This window comes from Chloroflexota bacterium (assembly GCA_035652535.1).
Classification (GTDB): Bacteria; Chloroflexota; UBA6077; order UBA6077; family SHYK01; genus DASRDP01.
This window is the reverse complement of sequence record DASRDP010000122.1, coordinates 18,980-39,700: the sequence shown is the minus strand read 5'-3', so window position 1 is coordinate 39,700 and position 20,721 is coordinate 18,980. Positions and strand designations below refer to the sequence as shown.

General features: G+C 65.1%; 21 protein-coding genes. 11 read left to right on the top strand and 10 right to left on the bottom strand.

The features are described from left to right. Positions 1–72: 72 nt before the first annotated feature. The 3 genes from VFC51_15410 (at position 73) to VFC51_15400 (ending at position 1,186) form a co-directional block, all read left to right on the top strand. A complete protein-coding gene (locus tag VFC51_15410; protein ID HZT08413.1) occupies positions 73–291 on the top strand; it encodes a hypothetical protein in 219 nt (72 codons plus the stop codon). A gap of 238 nt (positions 292–529) precedes the next feature. After that, positions 530–859: a hypothetical protein gene (locus VFC51_15405; protein HZT08412.1), complete on the top strand. Its 330-nt coding sequence runs from the start codon at positions 530–532 to the stop codon at positions 857–859. A gap of 192 nt (positions 860–1,051) precedes the next feature. After that, the gene (locus VFC51_15400) at positions 1,052–1,186 is read left to right on the top strand and encodes a hypothetical protein (GenBank protein HZT08411.1); all 135 of its coding nucleotides are present in this window, start codon (positions 1,052–1,054) and stop codon (positions 1,184–1,186) included. A 188-nt stretch (positions 1,187–1,374) separates the two neighbouring features. On the opposite strand, the gene VFC51_15395 is transcribed toward VFC51_15400, so the two are convergent. From VFC51_15395 to VFC51_15380, 4 genes are all read right to left on the bottom strand, one after another. Continuing rightward, complete coding sequence (locus VFC51_15395) at positions 1,375–1,968, bottom strand: AAA family ATPase (protein ID HZT08410.1); 594 nt, start codon at positions 1,966–1,968, stop codon at positions 1,375–1,377. A gap of 62 nt (positions 1,969–2,030) precedes the next feature. Beyond that, a complete protein-coding gene (locus VFC51_15390) occupies positions 2,031–2,384 on the bottom strand; it encodes a transposase (GenBank protein ID HZT08409.1) in 354 nt (117 codons plus the stop codon). 380 nt (positions 2,385–2,764) lie between these two features. Then, complete coding sequence (locus tag VFC51_15385; protein ID HZT08408.1) at positions 2,765–3,163, bottom strand: hypothetical protein; 399 nt, start codon at positions 3,161–3,163, stop codon at positions 2,765–2,767. Between the two features lie 570 nt (positions 3,164–3,733). Beyond that, complete coding sequence (locus VFC51_15380) at positions 3,734–3,967, bottom strand: helix-turn-helix domain-containing protein (GenBank protein HZT08407.1); 234 nt, start codon at positions 3,965–3,967, stop codon at positions 3,734–3,736. 41 nt (positions 3,968–4,008) lie between these two features. Here VFC51_15380 and VFC51_15375 point away from each other — a divergent pair, with 41 nt between their 5' ends. The 3 genes from VFC51_15375 (at position 4,009) to VFC51_15365 (ending at position 8,092) form a co-directional block, all read left to right on the top strand. After that, on the top strand, positions 4,009–4,764 hold the full coding sequence (locus VFC51_15375) for a transposase (GenBank protein ID HZT08406.1): 756 nt from the start codon (positions 4,009–4,011) through the stop codon (positions 4,762–4,764). A gap of 776 nt (positions 4,765–5,540) precedes the next feature. Beyond that, entirely contained in the window at positions 5,541–6,146 is a 606-nt protein-coding gene (locus VFC51_15370) for a class I SAM-dependent methyltransferase (protein ID HZT08405.1), read from the top strand. Positions 6,147–6,352: 206 nt separating this feature from the next. After that, positions 6,353–8,092, top strand: coding sequence for an ABC transporter substrate-binding protein (locus VFC51_15365; GenBank protein ID HZT08404.1), 1,740 nt, complete (start codon positions 6,353–6,355; stop codon positions 8,090–8,092). A 75-nt stretch (positions 8,093–8,167) separates the two neighbouring features. Here the strand turns inward: VFC51_15365 and VFC51_15360 are convergent, their stop codons facing one another. Beyond that, the gene (locus VFC51_15360) at positions 8,168–9,007 is read right to left on the bottom strand and encodes a VOC family protein (GenBank protein HZT08403.1); all 840 of its coding nucleotides are present in this window, start codon (positions 9,005–9,007) and stop codon (positions 8,168–8,170) included. A 129-nt stretch (positions 9,008–9,136) separates the two neighbouring features. Here VFC51_15360 and VFC51_15355 point away from each other — a divergent pair, with 129 nt between their 5' ends. From VFC51_15355 to VFC51_15340, 4 genes are all read left to right on the top strand, one after another. Further along, a complete protein-coding gene (locus VFC51_15355) occupies positions 9,137–10,465 on the top strand; it encodes a Rieske 2Fe-2S domain-containing protein (GenBank protein ID HZT08402.1) in 1,329 nt (442 codons plus the stop codon). Between the two features lie 23 nt (positions 10,466–10,488). Next, entirely contained in the window at positions 10,489–12,240 is a 1,752-nt protein-coding gene (locus VFC51_15350; GenBank protein ID HZT08401.1) for a peptide ABC transporter substrate-binding protein, read from the top strand. A 372-nt stretch (positions 12,241–12,612) separates the two neighbouring features. Continuing rightward, a complete protein-coding gene (locus tag VFC51_15345) occupies positions 12,613–13,581 on the top strand; it encodes a plastocyanin/azurin family copper-binding protein (GenBank protein ID HZT08400.1) in 969 nt (322 codons plus the stop codon). A 176-nt stretch (positions 13,582–13,757) separates the two neighbouring features. Next, positions 13,758–14,807: a fibronectin type III domain-containing protein gene (locus VFC51_15340; GenBank protein ID HZT08399.1), complete on the top strand. Its 1,050-nt coding sequence runs from the start codon at positions 13,758–13,760 to the stop codon at positions 14,805–14,807. A gap of 58 nt (positions 14,808–14,865) precedes the next feature. Here VFC51_15340 and VFC51_15335 read toward each other — a convergent pair whose 3' ends face one another. After that, on the bottom strand, positions 14,866–15,801 hold the full coding sequence (locus VFC51_15335) for an NADP-dependent oxidoreductase (protein ID HZT08398.1): 936 nt from the start codon (positions 15,799–15,801) through the stop codon (positions 14,866–14,868). Between the two features lie 261 nt (positions 15,802–16,062). Here VFC51_15335 and VFC51_15330 point away from each other — a divergent pair, with 261 nt between their 5' ends. Then, entirely contained in the window at positions 16,063–17,124 is a 1,062-nt protein-coding gene (locus VFC51_15330; GenBank protein ID HZT08397.1) for a plastocyanin/azurin family copper-binding protein, read from the top strand. A gap of 25 nt (positions 17,125–17,149) precedes the next feature. Here VFC51_15330 and VFC51_15325 read toward each other — a convergent pair whose 3' ends face one another. The 4 genes from VFC51_15325 to VFC51_15310 form a co-directional block, all read right to left on the bottom strand. Beyond that, on the bottom strand, positions 17,150–18,043 hold the full coding sequence (locus VFC51_15325) for a class I SAM-dependent methyltransferase (GenBank protein ID HZT08396.1): 894 nt from the start codon (positions 18,041–18,043) through the stop codon (positions 17,150–17,152). Positions 18,044–18,179: 136 nt separating this feature from the next. Further along, the gene (locus VFC51_15320; protein HZT08395.1) at positions 18,180–18,380 is read right to left on the bottom strand and encodes a hypothetical protein; all 201 of its coding nucleotides are present in this window, start codon (positions 18,378–18,380) and stop codon (positions 18,180–18,182) included. After that, positions 18,365–19,969 (bottom strand): ABC transporter substrate-binding protein, encoded by a 1,605-nt coding sequence (locus tag VFC51_15315; GenBank protein HZT08394.1) that lies wholly within the window; start codon positions 19,967–19,969, stop codon positions 18,365–18,367. Before VFC51_15315 ends, VFC51_15320 begins: the two co-directional genes overlap by 16 nt. A gap of 186 nt (positions 19,970–20,155) precedes the next feature. Then, positions 20,156–20,677: a hypothetical protein gene (locus VFC51_15310; GenBank protein HZT08393.1), complete on the bottom strand. Its 522-nt coding sequence runs from the start codon at positions 20,675–20,677 to the stop codon at positions 20,156–20,158. Positions 20,678–20,721: the final 44 nt, after the last annotated feature.

Here is a 20,721-nt window from a genome sequence, read left to right as displayed (position 1 = left end):
CTATGGATCCCCGATGGCCTGAGCGACTGGAGATCCCCGACGTAGCGTCTGACAGCCCAAAGGAGAAGAGTATTGCTGACCTATCTGTGGAGTGTCGTCCGCCGCCTTTCCCACGAGCATCTGTTGAGTGCCCACCTGAGTGGCAATGCGTTCCATCCCCGCACGATGCAGCCCATTCTCGCCGCGCTTCATGACATCGGCTACGTCCTCCCCGGCTCCCATGGCCACCCGACGAGGCTGCTGTACCAGGAGCTGAACCGTCGCGGCACCCTGATTTGGCGCGCCGCTTGAGCTGAAGCCAGCGCACCCAGAAATAACGCGCGAGTGCTCCAGCCCCCAACTGTTCCCGGCCCCTTTCTCGGTCTCCGACCGATTGACACTCCTGTCTGGTCCCCCATTGTGGCTCGCTCAGCGGAGCCATCAAGAGATTTCCCACGGTCTTCGTCCGTGTTCCTCTCTTGACAGCGCCACCGCACGAGCGAGCTTCTTTGTCGGTGCGACGGAGCGTCGCAGAAAGGGGGTGAGATCGATGGCACAGATGACGTATCAGATCATCCTGTCGACCGACGGCAAGCACACCGTGATCGTGACTGGGGACAACCAGGGCGAGATGCAGGCAGCCAATGCCTGGGCCAAGGCAACCTACGAGGGAATCGTGGAGCGCTACGGACTGAAGAACGGCATCAAGCCGCTGAGCGGAGGGCAACCGGTATCTTCGAACACCGAGGAGGCCCCGATCTGCCAGGTCCACCAGGTGCCCATGGTGCTGATGAACGGCCGCAAGGGCCCATTCTACTCATGCCATGAGCGGATGGACGACGGCAGCTTCTGCACCTACAGGCCGCCCAAAACAGCCTGAGGGATGAAGCCGGGCGCTTCGGAAACGGGGCGCTCGGCTCTTTATTTTGGTCGCGTTCAACGCCCTGATCGCCCCGGGGCCCTGATCGCTCAGCCCAATGTCGGACCGAGCCTACAGTCGGATCCCCAGCTATGGACGCTCCGTCGACTTCTCATGGTGGAACGAGCGTCAGCAGAAACGGAGGTGAGAGCTATGAGCACAAATGCCATTTTCAACAGACGCATCCTGCTGCTGTCCCGTGAGAAACTCGTCGATGCGCTGGCGAGCCTGCAGCAGGCGATGCCGACGGGCGAGTTGATCGACGTAGAGATCGATCGCGTTTGTTAGCGGCGGCGCTATTTGCACAGCGAGCGGCAGGATTGCGTGATCACGGATCGGCAAAATTGGTAGAGGACCAGGCCGAACGGGGAGTGAGGGCTGCATGAGCTGGCGAATCGCCGGGGAGTTGAGCAGAGGAGCGAGGGTGCCGTGTGGTGGGGCCCCCCGCCCCTCTGCTGATCGAGAGTGCGAAGGGGTCAGTCGCGAGTAATCTCGGCGACGGCTTTCCTGGCGCACTCGTCGTCCACCAGGGTCTTGCCGGCACTGGCGGCGGCGATGAGGGCGGCGATGGCTGCGTTATTGAGCGCGCGCGGCAGGCCGAGGCTTGCCTGATGCAGGCGGGCGATGGCATCGTCGGCGAAGAGCGGGTCGGCCCGGCCGACGAGAGCCAGATGGTGGCGGAGATACTGGACGGATTCGCCGAGGTCCATGGCGGTGAGCTGGTAGCGCATGGCGATCCGCTGATCGAGTGCGGCGAAGACGCCCAGGCGGAGCTGGCGATTCAGGGTTGGCTGGCCAACCAGGAGCAGGGCCAGGGGGCTTTGCGAGTCCATCTCGGCATTGGTCAAGAGGCGAAGCTCTTCGAGCTGTTCAGGAGTGAGCAGGTGGGCTTCGTCCACGACGAGGACCACCCTGCGGCGGCGTTCTTGCTCCTCAGCAGCAAGGAGGCCCTGGGCCTGAGCCATCAACTCGGCCCGGAAGCCACGCGGAATCGCGCCGAGGGCGCTGACGATGCTGACGTAGAGCCCGCGGGTGCCGAAAGCCGGGTTGGGCACGTTGTCCAGCGCCATCGTAACCGCAGAATGTGTGACGCATCGTCGTCGGCACCCAAGCGGCTCGGCCCGTCGATCGGTTAGGCAGCGACCACGCGGCGGCGGAGCAGGTCGATCTTGGCCCGGCCGTAGCCCTGCCGCTTGATCAGCTTCAGCCGGTGCACATGGCCCTCCACCAGACCGTTGGACCACTCCAGGGTGAGGGCTGCGTCCACCGCCGCCCGGTCTCGCTGCAGCCCGTTCGCAAAGGACTGGAATGGCGCCAATCCGCTCTCCTGGACGGCCGCGAGCCAGCCGTCCAGCCCCGCCCGGTCCCGCTCGCGCACAAGCTGCTGGAACCGCTCCAGCAGCTCACATCCCTGTGCCAGCTCTGCATCTTCGGCGAGAACACGGTCTTCGTTGACGCTTGACAAGCAAGCCGACCGGCAGCTCACGGAAGACCTCGAGAATCGATCGGCTGATGTGGAGCTTGCGCTCGGCCGGCTGATACGGGTCCGTGGCTGAGCTCATGAACACCCGTACCGCGCCACGATCCTTAATAGAAGCCAGATCGGTGCGTAGCGCTTCAGCCGCATTCGCTTTGGCGTTGAGCCAGTGCCCCCATGGATGGCGAGCGTACAAGCCGATGGGCGACTCCGCCACGTAGCAGTAGATCCCGCACCCGCCGGCGCCCCAGGCACAGCCCATGTATGAGTTGAGGGTGTGCGTGAAGGCGTAGAGGAAACCACTGGCCGGTGTAAGGACGCTTCGGCTGCGGACAAGCCTAGGTGAGGGGACCCTCGGCGATGATAGACGTGAAGGACGGCCAAGGGTGTTAAGCAAGCCGATCACCCTCCAGTCGAGGCAGCAGGTCGCCTCGCCTCAGCGGAACGTAGGCATAGTTTCCAGTCAGCCGCATCGTAGACGTCATGGCGAATACTACGATGTCGCTGACATCGAAGCGTCGGAGGTGCGCCAGCAACGCACGCGGGCGGAGGTCCGCATCCTCGATCACCAGGTAATCAACGCGGTGCATCATCTCGCCGAGCACACTCGTTCCCCTGGTCGTAACCAGCGTGGCCGGATCAAAAACCCGAACTGGGAGCGACACAGAGCCTTCGAGGCCGGGCGCTTGACCCTCTGAGGTCGACGCGAGCGCGGCGAAATAGTCTGACAGGGCCGGCTGGGCGAACACGTGCCCGTCCGCGACCTGGAAGCGAAGCGGAGAGACCATGAGCTCCTCAGGTCCGCGACCACGCGGAGCCAGACAGGCCAGAGGCGAACGGTCTTCGGGACTGAACCACTCAGTGGCCGCCGGAGGCCCGGCAGGTCGCCTCGACGGAACGACTGAACGACGAACTGGCTGGCCATGTCGAAGACCTTGCACGCGAGTCCGAAGCGAAGGCCGCGCCGAGACGGGAAAACGGTCTGCCTGCTGCTACCTGCCAGCCACGCCCGATAGTCCAGCGCGATGTGCGTAATTGCGTCGATGCGCCGTGCCAACTCGGGTTCGGAGAGGATCGGCGAGGTGGTCGTCCGGCAGATGTCAACAACCAGAGCGAGGCGGAATCGGGGATCGAAGCCGGCTTGGCCTGACCAATCGGCGACGGATGCGCACAGCGAACCGGCCAGGGCGCCGGTGCCCCCGCCGATATCGACGAAACCAAACCACGCCTGACCGCTTCCGAAGTTCTCCCTCTCGAGAAGCGGTTGAACGATGAATTCCCACAGCCGACGGGCACGATCCGCCACGAACGGATCGATTCCGCACCCAGTGCGCTCGCCACCACAGTCCTAACGGACTTCAGCCGGCGGCGGGCCGCGCAGGGAGAATGACTTCTTCGCGAATCGTCACGCCGAGCGCTACCGCCTGAATCCGGTCGAGGCTGATCCCTGCGTAGCGAGTAGACTCCCACCGCTGAAGCTGCTGGTCCTTCATCCCGAGACGAGCCGCCAGCTGCTTCTCCGACAGGCCGCTCGCGGTGCGCGCCCGGATCAGCGCTTCCGGTAGATCCTTCAGGGAGTTCAACTCCAGCACGGCCACCCGACCGGCCCGCAGCGCCTCATACTCAGCCAGCTGTGCCCGCAGCTCTTGAGCTTGGGCGGGGTTTGCTCTCCGATGAGCACTTCCCGGTGGACGGGACGCTGATCGAGGCAGCGGCCAGTCTGAAGAGCTTCACGCCACGCGATGGGAAGCCGTCCAAGAGCACCGATGATGACCCAGGCAATCCATCGGTGGACTTCCACGGCAAGAAGCGCTCGACCGCCACCCACCGGAGCACGACGAATCCGGAAGCCCGCCTCCTGCGCAAGGGCCGGGGGAAAGTAGCGAAGCTGGTGTTCATGGCTCACGCCCTGATGGGGAACCGCAATGGGATCCTGGTCGATCTCCTGGTCTCGGAGGCCACCGGCACGGCGGAGCGGGATGCGGTCCCGGAGTTGCTGGACCGCGCCAAGAAATGGCGGCTTCGCCCCAAGATCCTGGCCACCGACAAGGACTACAACACGCGTGATTGTGTGAAAGACCTGCGCAAGCGCAAGGTCACCCCCCACGGGGCCCAGAACACCAGCGGTCGGCGAAGCGCCATCGACGGAAGGACCACTCGCCATGATGGTTATCGGATCAGCCAGCGCATTCACAAGCGGGTCGAGGAGATCTTCGGTTGGATGAAGACCATCGGCGGGTTCCGTCGCACCCGCTACCGGGGTTCGGACCGAACCGGGCTGTTGGGCCGTCTGGTCGCAACCGCCTACAACCTGGTCCGCATTACTCGCCGTTCTGCCGGCGAGCGTCTCGGAGGTTCACTCGCTCGGATTCGTCGCTATCTCGTTTGACGGACAAGCAAGTCAGTCCGACTATCCAAGGTCCAGTGGACCTATTCGGCTGGAGGAGTGTGTTGATACGCTTACACACGAAAGTGGCAAAACTGTCCTTCGCCTGGCGGTATGGCCCGATCGCCCGCCGGTCGCTGGAATGTATCTGTTCAGCTCGCAGCCCATGCGTCCCGGCGTCGCGGTGCCGATGCAGAACTTAAGCGGCTATCGGCGAGTTGGCAAGTCCAACCGCCAGAGCCCTGACCCGATGCTGCTCAGAGCGCCTCAGCCAACGGACCCCGTCATTATGGTTGCTCTCACCGGAAGTCTGGTCGACCGGAGGGAGATCTCCTTTGTTACTTGGATGCCGAGTCTGTCGGGCGGCTTCGCTGTGGACATTCAAGCGCGCGTAGAACCTGGTAACGCAGCGCCCGTCCGGGTCGCCACCGACTTTCCCGCGTCTGATGGAACCAGTAGAGTGGTCCGACAAATAGTGCCGCCACCAGTATCGCCGGGTGAATGCTTCGCACTGGTCGTCACCTACGCTGACGAGGTTGGGTGTCAATGGGAGTCGAGGCTTCAGATCACAGTCGGCGAAAACGGTCAAGCGGTACCCGGTGCCCTGAGGAGGCGGATTGCGCTGTTACCGGCCACGACGCGGATGCCCTAGACTTGATCACCATGCTCATCTTCGGCAGACCCGTCGTCGTCGGGCACATCGTCGTCGGGCACGTTGGCCGCGACCAACTGATCCACGCCCTGGTACCGAAGAGCGCCGCCTGAGGGGAGCGTCGACCGTGGGGAAGCTCAAAGCAGCCCTGTACGATCTGCTTATGCGACCGGCCGGCGCGAAGCTTGACCTGATGCGCCGGGAAGTCGTTTCCATCGCCTCCGGTCGGGTACTCGAACTCGGCGTCGGGACGGGTCTCAACCTTCGGTTTTACCAGCCGGGCTCCCACGTCATCGCCATCGATCCGGACATCGCCATGCTGGATCGCGCGCGCTCTCGTGCCGACGCCTCGCCAGCTCGCGTGCACCTCCTGGTTGGCGCCGGTGAGTCATTGCCCTTTCGCGACGAGACCTTCGACGAAGCGGTCGCCACGCTCGTCTTCTGCACGGTACCCTCGCCGGCCAGGAGCCTCGCCGAGATACGGCGCGTACTCAAGCCGGGTGGACGGATGCGATTCATGGAGCACGTACGCAGTTCCGATCCCCGGTGGGCCCACGTGCAAGATTTCGTGACGCCGGTCTGGCGGGCCATGAACGACGGCTGTTGCCCCAATCGGGACACGGTAACGGCAATCGAGCGCGCAGGCTTCGTCGTCGAGGGCCTCCAGCGCTACGCCTTCGGTCCATATCCGGTTCGTCCACAGGTGCGCGGGGTCGCCTGCCGCGTGGGCTAACGAGGTTTCGCGCCGCCAGCCGCCCTGTGCGTAGGCCACCCGACAGCGAGATGCGTCCGCAAGATGGACATCCCCGGTCCGATTATGGGCAGCCAGCGGTAGTCGTCGATCCCCGTTCCGCCTGAACGGCACGCGATCTTGACCCTTGGATGACGTCGGACCATACTCGGCCCACATTCGCACGAGACAGAATGGAGGGCCGAAGGGTGTCACCTCGCTGGCGCTTGCTTTGCTCGTTTGTCCCCAGCCGCGTTCGAGCATGCGGCCCGCTCCTCGTGCTTTTCCTGGTGGCGGCCGGCTGCCAGAGCGGCCCGCCGGCGCGCGCGACCGCGCCGGCGGCGGCCCAGCCAGCCGCTACGCCGAAGAAGGTCACCGCCGTGATTCGCGGCACGCCCAAGGTGCTGAGCGTAGCCATCGATTCCGCCGGCGCCGGCCAGACCAAGGGCCTCTCCGAGATCGAGCAGCTCGTCAACAACGGCCTGGCTGCCGTGGACAACACGGGCGAGCTCCAGCCACGCCTGGCGGAAGCGGTCCCTACGACGGAGAACGGCCTCTGGAAGGTGCTGCCGGACGGCCGAATGGAGACGACCTGGAACCTGCGGCAGAACGCGGCCTGGCAAGACGGATCTCCCCTGACCGCCGCCGATTTGATCTTCACCGCCGCCGTCGCCCGGGACAAGAGCCTCGCCATCGTGTCCGATCCCGCCTTCGACGCGATCGAAGCGCTGGACGCGCCGGATCCCCGGACCCTGGTGGTGACCTGGAGCAAGCCGTTCATCGACGCGGACCGATTGTTCACCAACACGGACTCGACAACGATCATGCCGATGCCCCAGCACCTCCTCGGCCAGGCCTACGCCGGAGACCACGATACGTTTCTCGACCTGTCCTACTGGAATCGGGACTTCGTGGGCGCGGGACCGTTCAAGCTCTCAGCCTGGGTGCCGGACAGCCACCTCATCCTCATCGCGAACGACCTTTACGTCCTCGGCCGCCCGAAGATCGACGAAATCGACGTGAAGTTCATCGACGACGCCAGCGTCACCGTGGCGAATATCCTGGCCGGCGCGGTGGACCTCACGCTCCGCGCCGGTCTCTCGTTCGAGCAGGGCCAGCAGCTCACCAGCGAGTGGCAAGAAGGCCGAGTGGAGCGCTCATTTTCCGCCCTGCCTACCCTATTCCCCCAATTCATCAATCCCGTCCCGGCCGCGGTCGCCGACGTACGCTTCCGTCGCGCGGTGACCATGGCCATGGACCGGCGGCAGCTCTCCCAAACGTTCGGCGGCGGCGGCCCTGTCGCGGACAGCCCCTATCCGCCCGGCACATCCGAGTACCGGGCGGTGGAGCAGAGCATCGTCAGATATGGCTTCGACCCGCGCTCCGCCCTTCAACTCCTCGACACCCTCGGCTACACGAGAGGCTCCGACGGCTCCGTCCGCGACGGTAGCCAGCAGGAGCTCTCAGTCGAGATTCAGACCACGATCGACGATCTCCGCCAGAAGCTGGTCCTGGCCATCCGCGACTACTGGCAGAAGGTCGGCGTCGGCGTCGACCCGGTGATCGTTCCGCGGCAGGCATCCAAGGACCGGGAGCTGCGGGCCACGTTCTCGGGCTTCGACTTCACCGTGTCACCCAGCGTGCCGACCCGATTCGAGAGCTCGTCGATTCCCCTTCCCAAGAACGGGTTCAGGGGCAACAACCGCTCGCGCTACAGCAATCCAGACCTGGACACGTTGATCGCCAAGTACTTCGTCACCATCCCCAAGCAAGAGCGGCTGAACATCCTGGGCGAGATGGTGCATATCCAGACCGATCAGCTCGTCACCATCGGCATCTTCTTCGTCGCCGAGCCAGCGGCAGTCAGCAATCGGCTACGGAATTACCACCCGCCCACCCAGCGGGACGGTACCCTGAGCTGGAACGCCCAGGAATGGGACCTCACGTAGATGGATCGCCAGCCCGCGGAGAGCTGCGTAGGCTGTCCCGACGCTAAGCCGCTGGCCGGGATCCTCCGCTGTCGCTCACGGCGCCGAAGGGGAGCTCGTCGGAGCAGCCACTTGGCGGGCGGCGCTGATGTCCAGCAGCACCCCGTCCGGGTCGGACAGGCGGGACTCGCCGAAGCGGCAGGTCGCCAACAGCTTCATCCGCGCCTCGCCCTCGGCGCCCGCCTTCGTCGGTCTGGGCGCAATTGCCGGATTCATTTCCGTCAAGCGTCGGGTGTCTGACTCGAAGGCTTCGACGCTCTCGACCTCGAATCCCAGATGGTCGAGGGCCGGCCGTTCGATGCCGGTGCCCGCGTAGCTGCTGATCCGCCACGGGGCGATCACCAGCGTCACCGTACCGTCGGTGAGGTACACATTGGGATCGCCGGCGTCCTTCGCCCCCACGCGGAACCCGAACACGTCCTGGTAGAACCGGGCAACGACCGGCGCATTGATCGTTCGGAGGAACAGATGTGAGATGTGGCGTGGGTTCCGACGGTCGTCCGCCAAATCCAGGTAGACGCCCTTGCGGTTCTCCTTGCTGACCGGTGACAGGTCAAACACGTTTCCGGCCGGGTCGTGCATGCTGACCCCAGCGAAGCTGCGGCTGCTCGGCCGCTGGAGCAGCTCGATGTCCGGGTAATCGTCCCGCACTTTCGCACGAATCTCCTCGATGTCGTCCACCTCGATTCCGAAGTGGTCGAACCCGGCCTGGCGCCCCGGCGATCGGCCATTCACGTTCATCCCGATGTAGCCGTCGGACAGGTGCGCCGCGCCGCCTTGGTTGTGATAGGTCATCCCGAACAGCGCCGCGTAGAACTCGCCGAGCCGGCTCACCTCGCTGCTCACAATCGCCACGTGCTTGATCCGTGCAGGCATCGCTTCCCCTCCATCATCAAGCCATCGAAGTCAATATAATCACGCAACTCCCCGTCCGGGATCACCGGACGTGCCGCTGCGCATGATACCGGCATCACCCACACCGCTCACTGCCCCGAGGAGGATCGCATGCCGTTCAACAACCGCGACGAAGAGGATCTGGTCCGCGTCGGACCGGGCACCCCGTCCGGCGAAGTCTTCCGCCGGTACTGGCTGCCCGTCGAATGCTCCGCAAACCTCGGCGGCGGAGGCGGCGGCAACGTCTACCGGGGCGCCAACAACCCATTGAAGCTCACGGTGCTGGGCGAGCACCTGGTCCTCTTTCGCGATGGGCACGGCAAGCCGGGGTTACTGGCCGAGCACTGCTCGCACCGGGGCACGTCCCTGTCCTACGGGTGCGTCGAGGCCGAGGGCATCCGCTGCCTGTACCACGGTTGGCTCTACGATACCGAGGGCCACTGCCTGGAGACCCCGGCCGAGCCACCGGATAGCAGTTTCAAGCTCACCGTCCGTCAGACCGCCTACCCGTGTGTCGAGGTGGCGGGGCTCATCTTCGCGTACATGGGCCCACCGGATAAGCAGCCCAATTTCCCGCGCTACCATCAGCTCTTCGCGGAACATGGGGTGCGGGTCGTGGGCAATGGCGGCTACATCGAGCAGTGCAATGTTTTCCAGGCCATGCACGACAACAACCTCGATCCCTGGCATGGCGAGATCGCGCACGGTTGGTACCGTGGCGGCCCACGGCCCGTGACGATGCATCACGGCCGCGACGGGGAGCCCGCGACGCCCCTCAAGTTCGAGCGCACTCCCTGGGGGACCCGTATGGTCATGGTAAAGAGCACCAAGACGCCCGGCCGGTACTGGTACCACGAGACGCATACGGTCTGGCCCACCCAGCGCTGCAATTTCACCGACGCCCGCTCCATGAAGTGGGCCGTGCCGGTGGACGACTACCGCACGCGTTGGTTCACGGTCGACTTCTTCCCTCTGGACCCGAACGGCAACCCGCCGCCCGAGGCGTTGGCGGCGCAGAACCAGCGGTTCAATATCGGTCACGTCGAGAATCTTCCCCTCGACTGGGCCCAGCAGGTCGGCGCGTGGTGGAACCTCGGCCATCCGTGGCGGCAGGGCAACCTCTGGGAAGACGAGGTCGCCCAGCAGACCCAGGGTCCGGAGGAGCGGCACTTCCTCCCCGACTGGGAGAAATGGCGACTGGCTACCAGCGACCGGGGGCTCCTCCTGAACCGCGAGGTCTGGCGTGAGCAGGTCGAGCGCGTGCGCCAGGGCCTGGACCCCATCGGGGTGACCCGCGGCCAGGAGACCGATGAGCTTATCCGGATCACTTCGGACGACAAGCACGGGCTGACCTGGGAGGAGGGGATGCGCCTCTTCAACCTCTCAGTAGAGGAGCGCATGGCCATGGTCGGCGCCGGCGCCGTGGCCGGGCGGGTCTGATCGGGGACGGTGGGGGTGACCCGATGACGACGCGATCCGCCGCCGCGCGGTCAGTCCCCCTCTGCGTGCTCGCCGCTCTCACCATCCTGGCAGGGGCATGTCGTCCCGCCTCGCCATCCTCGGCGGGCAGCGCGCCCGCGCCGGGCGGGGACCAGCCGGCGCCAGGTGGATCGCGCACCCTGACCATCGCGGTCCGGGATGAGCCGACCGATTTCGGTTCCTTCACGCCCACCAGCGGGATCCGCGGGGCGGGAAACGCGCTCATGATCGCCCACAACGCGCTCACGGTGGTCGACGAGCACGACGCGATCCTGCCGCGGCTCGCGACCGAGCTGCCGTCGGTCGACAACCGGCGATGGCGCGTGAATCCTGATGGGTCGATGGACGTCACGTGGACCATCCACCCCGACATCCGATGGCAGGATGGCGCCGCCTTCACCAGCGCGGATCTGCTGTTCTCGTTCGGGGTCTACAAGGATCCAGAGATCGTGAACAAGCGAGGGCTCGGCGTCCCGCTCATGGAGTCCGCCACCGCTCCGGACCCACGCACCTTCGTCGTGCATTGGGCGCAAACGTATGCGAGCGCCAATACCGGCGATGAAGTCCTGCCGATGCCACAGCATCTCCTGGAGGACGCCTACCACGGCGATAAAGAGGCGTTCGTCAACAGCCGGTACTTCACCACCGAGTTCGTCGGGCTCGGCCCCTACCGGTTGACGCGGTGGGATTCCGGATCGTCGATGGAGTTCGCGCGGTTCACGGACTATTTCGCCGGTCGGCCGCCCCTCGACCGCGTGATCCTGAAGTTCATCCCAGATCCCAACACCATGCTGGCGAATATCCTATCGGGCGAGGTGGACGTGGTGCTGCCGCCCAGCGTGGACATTGACACCCTATTCGAGATCCAGCGGCGCTGGCAGGGCAGCGGAAACGTGGCCCGCGCGGACCCGACCGGGCGGTTTCGTCTGATGGACCCGCAGCACCGCACGGAGTACGCCAGGCCGCACCTCTTCGGCACGACGAACAGCACAGTCCGCCAGGCCCTGTACACGGCAGTGGACCGGAAAACGATCGCCGAGGTGTTGACGCAAGGCATTGCGCCGATCGCGGATAGCTGGATCCCACCGGATCACGCGCTTCGGAAGGATGTTGAGTCCGCCATCCCCCAGTTCCCATACGATCCGGCTCGAGCCCGGCAGCTTCTGGAGGAAGTGGGCTGGGTACCAGGCCCGGATGGGGTGCTCGTCCATAGCCAGACGGGTGAGCCATTCGACCTCGTCCTGCGCCTGGCCCTCGCCCAGGGGGCCAGCGCGGGCAAGGAACGCGAGGCGAACATCATCCGGGACAACTGGCAGGAGATCGGGGTGCGCGTCCAGATCGACACCATCCCCTCGGCGCGCATCGGCGACCGCCAGTACGAGGCCACGGTGCCGGGCCTGTCGCTGACCGGGAACCTGACCCCCGAGCGGTGGTACACCGAGCGGACGTATTCCAAGATCATCGCATCGGACGCAAATCGGTGGACCGGCGGGAACAAGAGCGGGTACAGCAACCCGAAAGTCGATGCGATCCTGGAAGGGCTGCAGGCCGCGATCGATCCGAGCGAGCGGATCGCCCTGCATCGCCAGCTCCTCCGCGAGCAGATGGGGGACGTCGCGCTCATGCCACTGTACTGGGAGTTCGCCCCGATCTTCCTGCTCAAGGGCGTCAACGCGGACGTGGTCGGGGTGAGGAGCGGCTATCGCTTCGCGGAGTGGACGCGAGCGGCCGAGTAGGGTAACGGCGTTCTCCACCGACAGCGTGTCGCGTCCTCATGTCCCGCCATTACGCGCCCCCGTTCGCCCTAAAGGGCTCGCGGGTCGCCCGACGCCCCGGGTTCCACGATTACATTTGTGGGCGTCGGTAATGCTCTCGGCCACCGGCGCTGTGTAGGACGCGCAGCGGCGGGTGATCCGGAAAGGCGGGGCCAACGTCTTGTTCGGTAACGAGGCGTAGCACCCCGCGTTCGGGCGCTGCGAGCGGGCCCCCTTCGCGCACGGATCCTGGATGCGCAGCGATGGCCAGTCGGGTGCAACACATCGCGTGCCTAGATGGGGTCACCCGTATCGAGCCAGCGGGGTTGTGCAACAACGGCCGAGGAGGGAACTGTGTCGCGTTGGATGATCGCCGGACTCGGAAGCATGGTGGCAGCCGGAGTGATCGGCGTGGGGCTCGCTTGGCGCGCGAACGTTGCGAACGCGGCCACAACGTCCGTCAGCACCGATAACTACTTCTTCAGCCCGTCGTCGCTGACCGTCAACGTGGGTGACACCGTAACCTGGACGAACCCCACAGGAATTCAACACACGAGCACGAGCGACACGGGCGTGTGGTCCTCGCCCGTCCTGAACCCGGGCGGAGTCTTCTCGTTCACGTTCATGAACCCGGGCGTGTTCTCTTACCACTGCACCTTCCATAGCGGCTTCGGCATGGTGGGCACAATCACGGTCCTGGAAGCGGCAACCCCTACGACCTCCGTGCCGTCCACGCCAACACCAACCGCAGGACCGTCCGGATCGGTCGGCGGGCGCGGGTTCACGTTGGGGCTTGGGTCTATCGACATGAGCTGGATCGGTGGAACCCTACAGGCTGGGTACATCGTGGGCAAGCTTTCCCTCACCAGCGGGCTGACCATCCTCCCGTCGTCGGGCCCCCTTCCTGCGTCGGCCGTGTCGTTCAGCGATACATCGCCGTTGACCGATCCCGCATACTGCTACGCCGTGCTCCCACTCGGCGCCAGCGGGCTCCTCGGACAGTCAGACCTGCTGTGCGTCCTGCCGAACACCGCCGCCGGCGCCGGTGCGGCGACCAATTTCAGCATCCAGCTCAATCAGTCGAGCACGGCGACCCTTCGCTGGGTGCCACCCAGCAACGCGGCCCAATTCTTCCTGGCAGCAATCCCGCTCAACGGCGCGCCGGTTCGAACGATATCGCTCTCATCGTTCCAGACGACCACGACGGATAGCACGTTGGGCGTGCCTACGTGCTATGTGCTCGTGAGCCTCAGCGCCGCCGGGGCCTCGGCGAATCCACCGATACTTTGCGGGGTCCCGGGGTTCTCAAACCTCGGCGCATGAAAGTGGCGCAACCGCGACCGGACAGTCGATTCGTCCGCGGCGGGGCTCCCCCGAGAAGCCCCATCGCTGGGACGAGTGCCATCGTCCAGTCGAGCACCGGCGACAGCGCGTGTCCCGTTCGACGCCTTCGGGGCTGCGCGCGGGCGCTCATCCGCGCATGCTGGATGGGTGCCTGCGTGACCCTCCTCGCGGCCGCCACGATTCGGGCTCCATCCGCCGCAACGGCCACTGAGGCAAGCCCCGATCTGAACGCCACGCCATCGATACCCGGGGCCGACGACGCCACGCCCGCGTCGTGCACCTCGGCGACGCTGACGCCGTCCCAGACGACAGTATCCACGGACCAGCAGTTCACGTGGACGGCGCAGGGATTTCAGCCCGGGTCGTTGGTACAGGTCTCCAGCGCGCAACCGGGCACAGGCAATCCGCGTTCGACGTCGGCCACGTTTCCCTTGCTCGATGCCCTCTTGCCGGTGAATGAAGTCTGCTCGGTGTCCGGACGAACGCAGCCCGTCGCGACCGAGAGTGGGGCCAGCGTTCTCATCGTATCGGGGAAAGCGTTTCCATCCGGCATGCCGCTCACGGTTGTCGCCAATCTTTGGGTCAACAGTCATGCGGGAGAGCCTGCTTCGGCCGTGCCATTCGCGCCATCAGATCTGGTCGCGGTTCCGGAGGGCCGCGGCTCGATTGGCCTGAGCTGGACCGACAATTCCGATAACGAGGATGGGTTCCGGATCTCCTACACGAGGCGAGACCTGTCGGGCCCGCCCACGGTCGTTACATCCCCACGAAACGCGACGTCCCTCGTCCTCGGCGGGCTCACTCCCGGCGTTGGCTACTGCTTCAAGGTTTCCGCCGTGAACGCCGCAGGGACCTCGAATGGATCGGGCACTGTGTGCGCTGAGACGCCCAGTGGCTCCCAGCCACCAGTCGCCCAGGGGCCGGCCACGCCGGTCACCGGGGCGCCATCGCCTACCCGAGCGGCCGTGATCATTGTGGATTTTGCGTTTCGGCCGCCCAGCACCGACGTGCACGTCGGTGACACGATGGTTTGGACGAATAACGGGCCTTCAGTCCACACCGCAACGAGCGACGCAGGCTTGTGGGACACCGGACGGCTGCCCGCGGGACAATCCGGGTCGTTCACCTTCACGTCCGCGGGCATCTTTGGATATCACTGCACGGTTCACCCCGGAATGCGGGGGTCAGTAACGGTGACGAGCTGAACGCGGCTCGAGGACCGGCTCCTCCGGGCGCTCCGCGCGGGATTCCTGCCCGCTTGTTTTAAAAAGCAACGACGAGGCGTCCTCTCACCCCGCCGGCCTCCAGTTTCCTATGCGCCTCGGCGACACGGTCTGGTGGAAACGTCTCCGCCACCCGCAGGGTTATTCTCCCCTGTTCCACCAGATCGACGAGACGGCTGAGCGCTGCGTGATTCTCCGCATAGTCGGCTACCGCCACCCGATGGATCGTGATCCCCCGCTCCGTCCCGCCGTCGAATGCCCTCACCGCGGCCAGACCTCCACTATCTCGAATCGCGGGAAGGATCGGCGACCCGATGACCGCCGCGTCCACGACTCCGTCGACTCCTTCCGGGTGAATGGCTCGGATACGCTCCGCCAAGTCGGGCCCACGAGGAACGGCCGCTTCCGCTCCGAAGCTTTTGACGAGCGGCTCATCGCTCGACGCCGCGACCGCGATCACCCGTAGCCCGTCAGCCACCCCGAGCTGCACGGCGTAGCCACCAACGGCCCCGGCGGCACCGGTGACTGCGAGCACATCCCCGGGTTTCAGAGCCAGGAGGTCGAGCGCCAAACGCGCCGTCAGGCCATTCATCGGTAGGGTTGCTGCCTTTTCCAACGTCACATCCGCCGGCACGCGAGCGACAGACGCGGAAGGCACCACAACGGACTCCGCCATGGCCCCGCCTTCGGGGCGTCTTGGGATGACGATTGCCAAGACCCGGTCGCCCGGCTGCCAGGTGCTGCCTGGCCCAACCATCTCCACGACGCCAGCCAGCTCCATGCCAGGAATGTACGGCGGGTCGATTCCAGTCACCTGCGCCGCCTGTCGGCCGGAGCGGAAACTGAGATCCGTGGGATTCACGGTGGCCGCGGCAACCCGCACGCGGACCTGATTCGGGCCGGGTGCCCGCTCGGGTAGCTCTGACACCTGGAGAACCTCGGGGCCGCCGAAGCGGGCGAAGGTCACAGCGCGCATGGTAGGCCCTCCTCACGCGAGAAGATTCTCAGCCGACTGGGCGCCGGCTCTCTGGCCCGTTCATTATGGACAACGTTGCAGGAATCGGAGATCATTTCACAGAGAGCACGACGCATCTATCACAAAGTCGTTTATCGACAATCGCAGCTTCTCCCAAGCGCGTAAACAGAACGTTACATGGGGAATCGTGCTTACATGGGCGTTACAATCGCCATTTAGCGGAACTCAAGCGGCAAACGCGCACACATGGAGGTGACCCAGGTGCAGGTCTTGTCGATTAGACGAATTGTAGCCGTCCTACTCGCGCTTCTCGTGGCCACGCCCTTTGGGTACGGCGTTCTTCCCTCGCCGGCGGCGGCGGGAACCACGACCTGGCAAGACGTCGCTGGGGCCGAGCGCGGCGACGAAGGAATCGAGGCGCTCGCGTACCTTCCAACCGAGTTCGTCATACACGACGGCGACAGCATCACCTGGACCTTTCCAACCGGTGAACCCCACACCGTGACACTCGTCTATCCGTTCGGAACATCTAACCTAACACACGAAAAGTGCAACGGCACAGACTCCAATACCGGCGCATGCACCTGGGACGGATCGAGCGGAGTGAACTCCGGCCGCATTCAGGACGGCGGAACGTTCACCGTCACCTTTGGCCCCGCGGTTAGTCCTGGCGACTATGTTTTCCAATGCCTGTTCCACAAAAGCATGACCGGTACCGTTCACGTGCAAGCCGCCAATACGTCGTACCCGCACGACCAGCAGTTCTACACACAGCAAGGCCAGCAGCAAGCCCGTCAGCTCATTCAGGAAGCGAACCAGCTTGCGGCCGAGGAGCGGCAGGCCACCGTTGCGGGTCACAGCGGCGATGCCGTTACCATCGGCGACGGGTTTGCCACCAGTACGTCGACGTCGAATCCGAGCGGCACGCTGCAAAGTGTGATGATCGCACGGTTTCTCCAGCCGACCACCACGGTGCACGTTGGGGATACGGTTACGTTCACCGCGAACGATGCCAACACCCCGCACACGGTGACACTGGGCGTTGAGCCGGGCAATCCGCAGGCGACCGTTGGTTTGACGGTCGTGGGTACACCCAGCCCGCCCGTTGCTGGCGCGGCCACCCCGAGCAGTCCCTATCCGCAACTGGGCGTTGGACCAACCATTAGCTCGGGATTTCTCGGGGACAGCGTGCCAATTTGGCACGGTTCGAGCTTCAAGCTCACGTTCACGCAGGCAGGCACGTACCGGTACTACTGCGCGCTCCACGACGATCTCGGGATGGTCGGCACCGTGAATGTGATCCCGAAGGGGCATCAATCCTAGCGCCGTCATCTGCCCCGCTCCTCGATCATTGGTAGTCGGATGGCGTCCAGGTGATCAGCACATCCCGGCTGGGTGGTAGCCAGCGCGGGACGATGCCGGCTGGGGTCTCAGCAAACAGGTCCTCGAACCGCGACTCGAGCAAGTGACGCAGGCGATCGGTCAGCTCCTGCCCCAGCGGCCACGAGGCCCACTGTTCCACGCCAAACCGTCCGATTGCCGCGGTCACCGCCTGCTCGCGGGTGGCTCCCGCCAGATCGGTCGTTCTCCTGCCGCGCGGCAGCACTCGGATCTCCGGGAGCCGCCCCTGCTCCCAAAGGACGTTCGCCATCTCGGGAAGCGACGGTACGATCTCCTCCGCTTCGCCGTAGAGCAGCGCAAACAGCTCCCGATGCCAGCCGGGTGGCGGTGGATCACTCCCAACGATCAGCAGTACCCGCTCCGGTCCGACCCGCTCCACTTGTTCGAGAAAGGGCCAGATCTCCCGAATGAAATACGTGACGTGGCTCACGAGCGCCACCGTCCCCACCGGCGGGTCGCGCGCTGGCCACACGCTCTCGATGAAACGCGCATTTTCCACGCCACCCTTCGCCGCATTGGCGCGGAAGGCTGCTCCCATCCCGGGCGATGGGTCGATGTTGATCACCTCCCGGCATCGCGAGGCGAGCGGGAGCGACATCCGCCCGGCGCCGCCACCGACGTCGATCAGCACGTCCTCCGGCCCGACGTACGAGGCAAGAACCTGAAGGTTCTCGTCCAGCGGGCCACGGGGATCGACCAACATGAGCGGATGCGTCGGCGGGAGTGAGCCGAAGAGATCGCCCGGCGGCTGGGGACCACGCAGTCGGGTGCGCTGGGCCAGAACCGCGTCCACGCGGCGAGCGTAATGCTCGATGGCCGAGTCGCGCAATGTGGCGGACAAAGCGACCTCCTCTCCGAAGCGCGGGACCTATCGCGGCTCAGCGCCCCGCGCGTTCAGTCCTGTCGGATCTCCCACTGCTCGATGTTGCAGGTCACCCGACCCGTTGTCCGGGGTGTGGGTGCGTTCGTCACGTTCTTCACGTTGGATTGGCGTAGTCCGGCCGCAGCTGCGTGTGAGCCGCCGTGAACGATGCGACCGTGAACCTGGCCGTGCCCTGGTGAGAGCTGCCCCATTCCTGCTGCAACTGGAGCATCTGGGCGAACGTGATCGTGTCCAGAGCGACGTCCGTGGCGCCGGACAGAAGGTTGGCGACGTCGGCGCTTATCGATACTCCCATTCATGGATGTTCCAGTCGGCGGAGCCGTTCGGGTCGGTGATTCGCGGCCCCGTGACGCCATTCGCGACCGCCTGCGCATTGAGCTTCCAATACAGATTGATGTTGACGCAGTCGTCGGTCAGGATCTTGACCATCTGAATTACGGCTTGCGTTCGCTCGTCCCGATCGAGGCTGGTCTCCCACACATCGACGAGCCGGTCGAAAGCTGGCGTGCCGGACCAGCCGCCGCGGTTGCCCCCGAACCAGCGATTGTCCGCGGAGGGCACGCGATCGCTGCGGTAGTCGGTCAGCGAGCCCTCGCCCACCGGAACGCTGGGCGTCGAGAGCCCCGGGAAGCTGTTCCGCCATTCGTTGTCCGCCGCCTGGGCCGGGGACCAATCCACTTCACGGATGTCGAACCCCAAGGTGCGCCAGGTGGCCGCGTTGATGTGCATCTCGTTATCGCTATCCGGCGAAGCGATGACGTTCAGCTCGAATCCCATCCGTCCGAACCGTGGATCCGGGCTGACCCAGACGCCGTCGGCGCCCTTGGCGAACCCCGCCTCGGTCATGAGCTGCTCGGTCTTTTTCGGGTCGTAGGGATAGTGCGCCGCCGCCTGGTCGAGCTGCTTGTAGTACGACGCGGTCGTGGGAATCGGCCCGACCGCGGGGGTGGTGCGCCCACCCTGAACGGCCTCATTCAGAGAGTCGAAGTCGACCCCGTAGTGCAGCGCCTGCCGCACCCGCAAGTCACCAAATGCGAGCGTGCTGGCGAACTCGGGCCGACGCTGGAACTGGATGATGCGCACGAGATTCGGCGAATTGAGAATCTTGCCCTGGTCGCCCCATTGGGCTCGGAGGGTTTCTCCATCGTTGAACCGAATCGAATCACCGCTGGTGAGCTGGGCCTCACCCGCCAGGATGTTCGCCACCACCGTGTTGGGGTCGGGGATGAACAGCTCACGGATCCGGGGGATCTTTGGCTTGCCCAGAATGTGCCCGGCAAACGCGCTGGCCTCGAAAAAGGCGCCCGTCTCCCAGCGATCCAGCTTGTACGGCCCAGCGCCCACGTACCCGCTCACCCAGAAGGGGTTCGCCATGAAGGCCTCCGCATCCTCCGTCTGGAGGGCCTGGCCGAGGAGGTGGCGGGGAAGCGGCGGGAACGCCCCCGGAATCGTGCCACCAGTGCCCGCTTGAAGCTCGTTCGCATACGGGAACGTTCGCTTCCACTCGATCGCAACCGTTTCGGGGTCCGGCGCGGTTACCCCATCCATGAGGCTGATCGGTGGCCCGCCGCCCGCGCCCAGAGCAGGCGTGCTGAACACTTCGAACGAGAAGACGAAATCATCCGCCGTGAGAGGCTGCCCGTCGTGCCAGGTGATGCCGGGCTTCAGATGATAGGTCGTCTGCATCCGACCGTCGGGCGAGACGCGCCAGGAGTCTGAATTGAGCTGGGGAACGCTTTGAGCCAGATAAGGCACCGGGCCGCCATTTTCGTTCGGAATGGTGAGCCCCGCGTTGAAGATCCGTGCAGACAAGTCGGCAGTGAGGCCGAGCGGACGGAACGGCTTGGGATTGAGGCTCGGTGGCTCGGCCCGGGTGGCGACCACGAGGGTCTTACTCGGCGCAGCCTCCTGGCCCGTCCGGCTGGAGGACCGAGGGGTGCTCGCGGTTCCCGCGCAGGCCGCACAAATGAGTCCGAAAAGTGCTCCGATCGCTATCGATCGCATCGAGCGCACCGCTTGTCCTCCTCGCCGTCTCGGGCGAACACCCGCGGTGCGCGCCCTGCAGATCGCCTACGCCGGCACTCGCTCAGCTAACGGGAAGCACGTCCGGGCGTTCTGGTACAGGATCTTCTCATTCGCTTCACGGGACAGGTCCTTGTGCTCCCACAAGCCTCCTCCGGCCACTTCACACTTCAATGGAAGCACGCCTACGGCCCGGACGGGTTCGAGCGCGTATTGTATTCCTTTGGCGAAATGATTGTTGGCGGCGCGGCACACGGCGACGGCGTACTCCTTCTCTCGGAGCTTGCTGATGTTCCCGGAGCCAGTGGGGAAAAGGACCGCGTGCTCCACGTTGCACTCGTCCATCACGGCGAGCCAAAACTCCCCCTGTTCCGCCGGACCCTGGCCCTTCGGGTACCCGGGATAGCCGGGCAGCTTGCCAAACATGTCAGGGCCCCAGCGCTGGTCTCCTGGCCAGAGCGACGTGGTCCGATCGTTCCATGAAGGATCGAGGTACTTTCGGATGCCGCTTTGACGCTCCAGAATGTGGCCATCGGCATCGATGAACGGCGCGGGCAAGCGCTGGTTCATGGCGGCCCCCCTGAAGAACGGAGTTGACTCAATATACGCCGCGC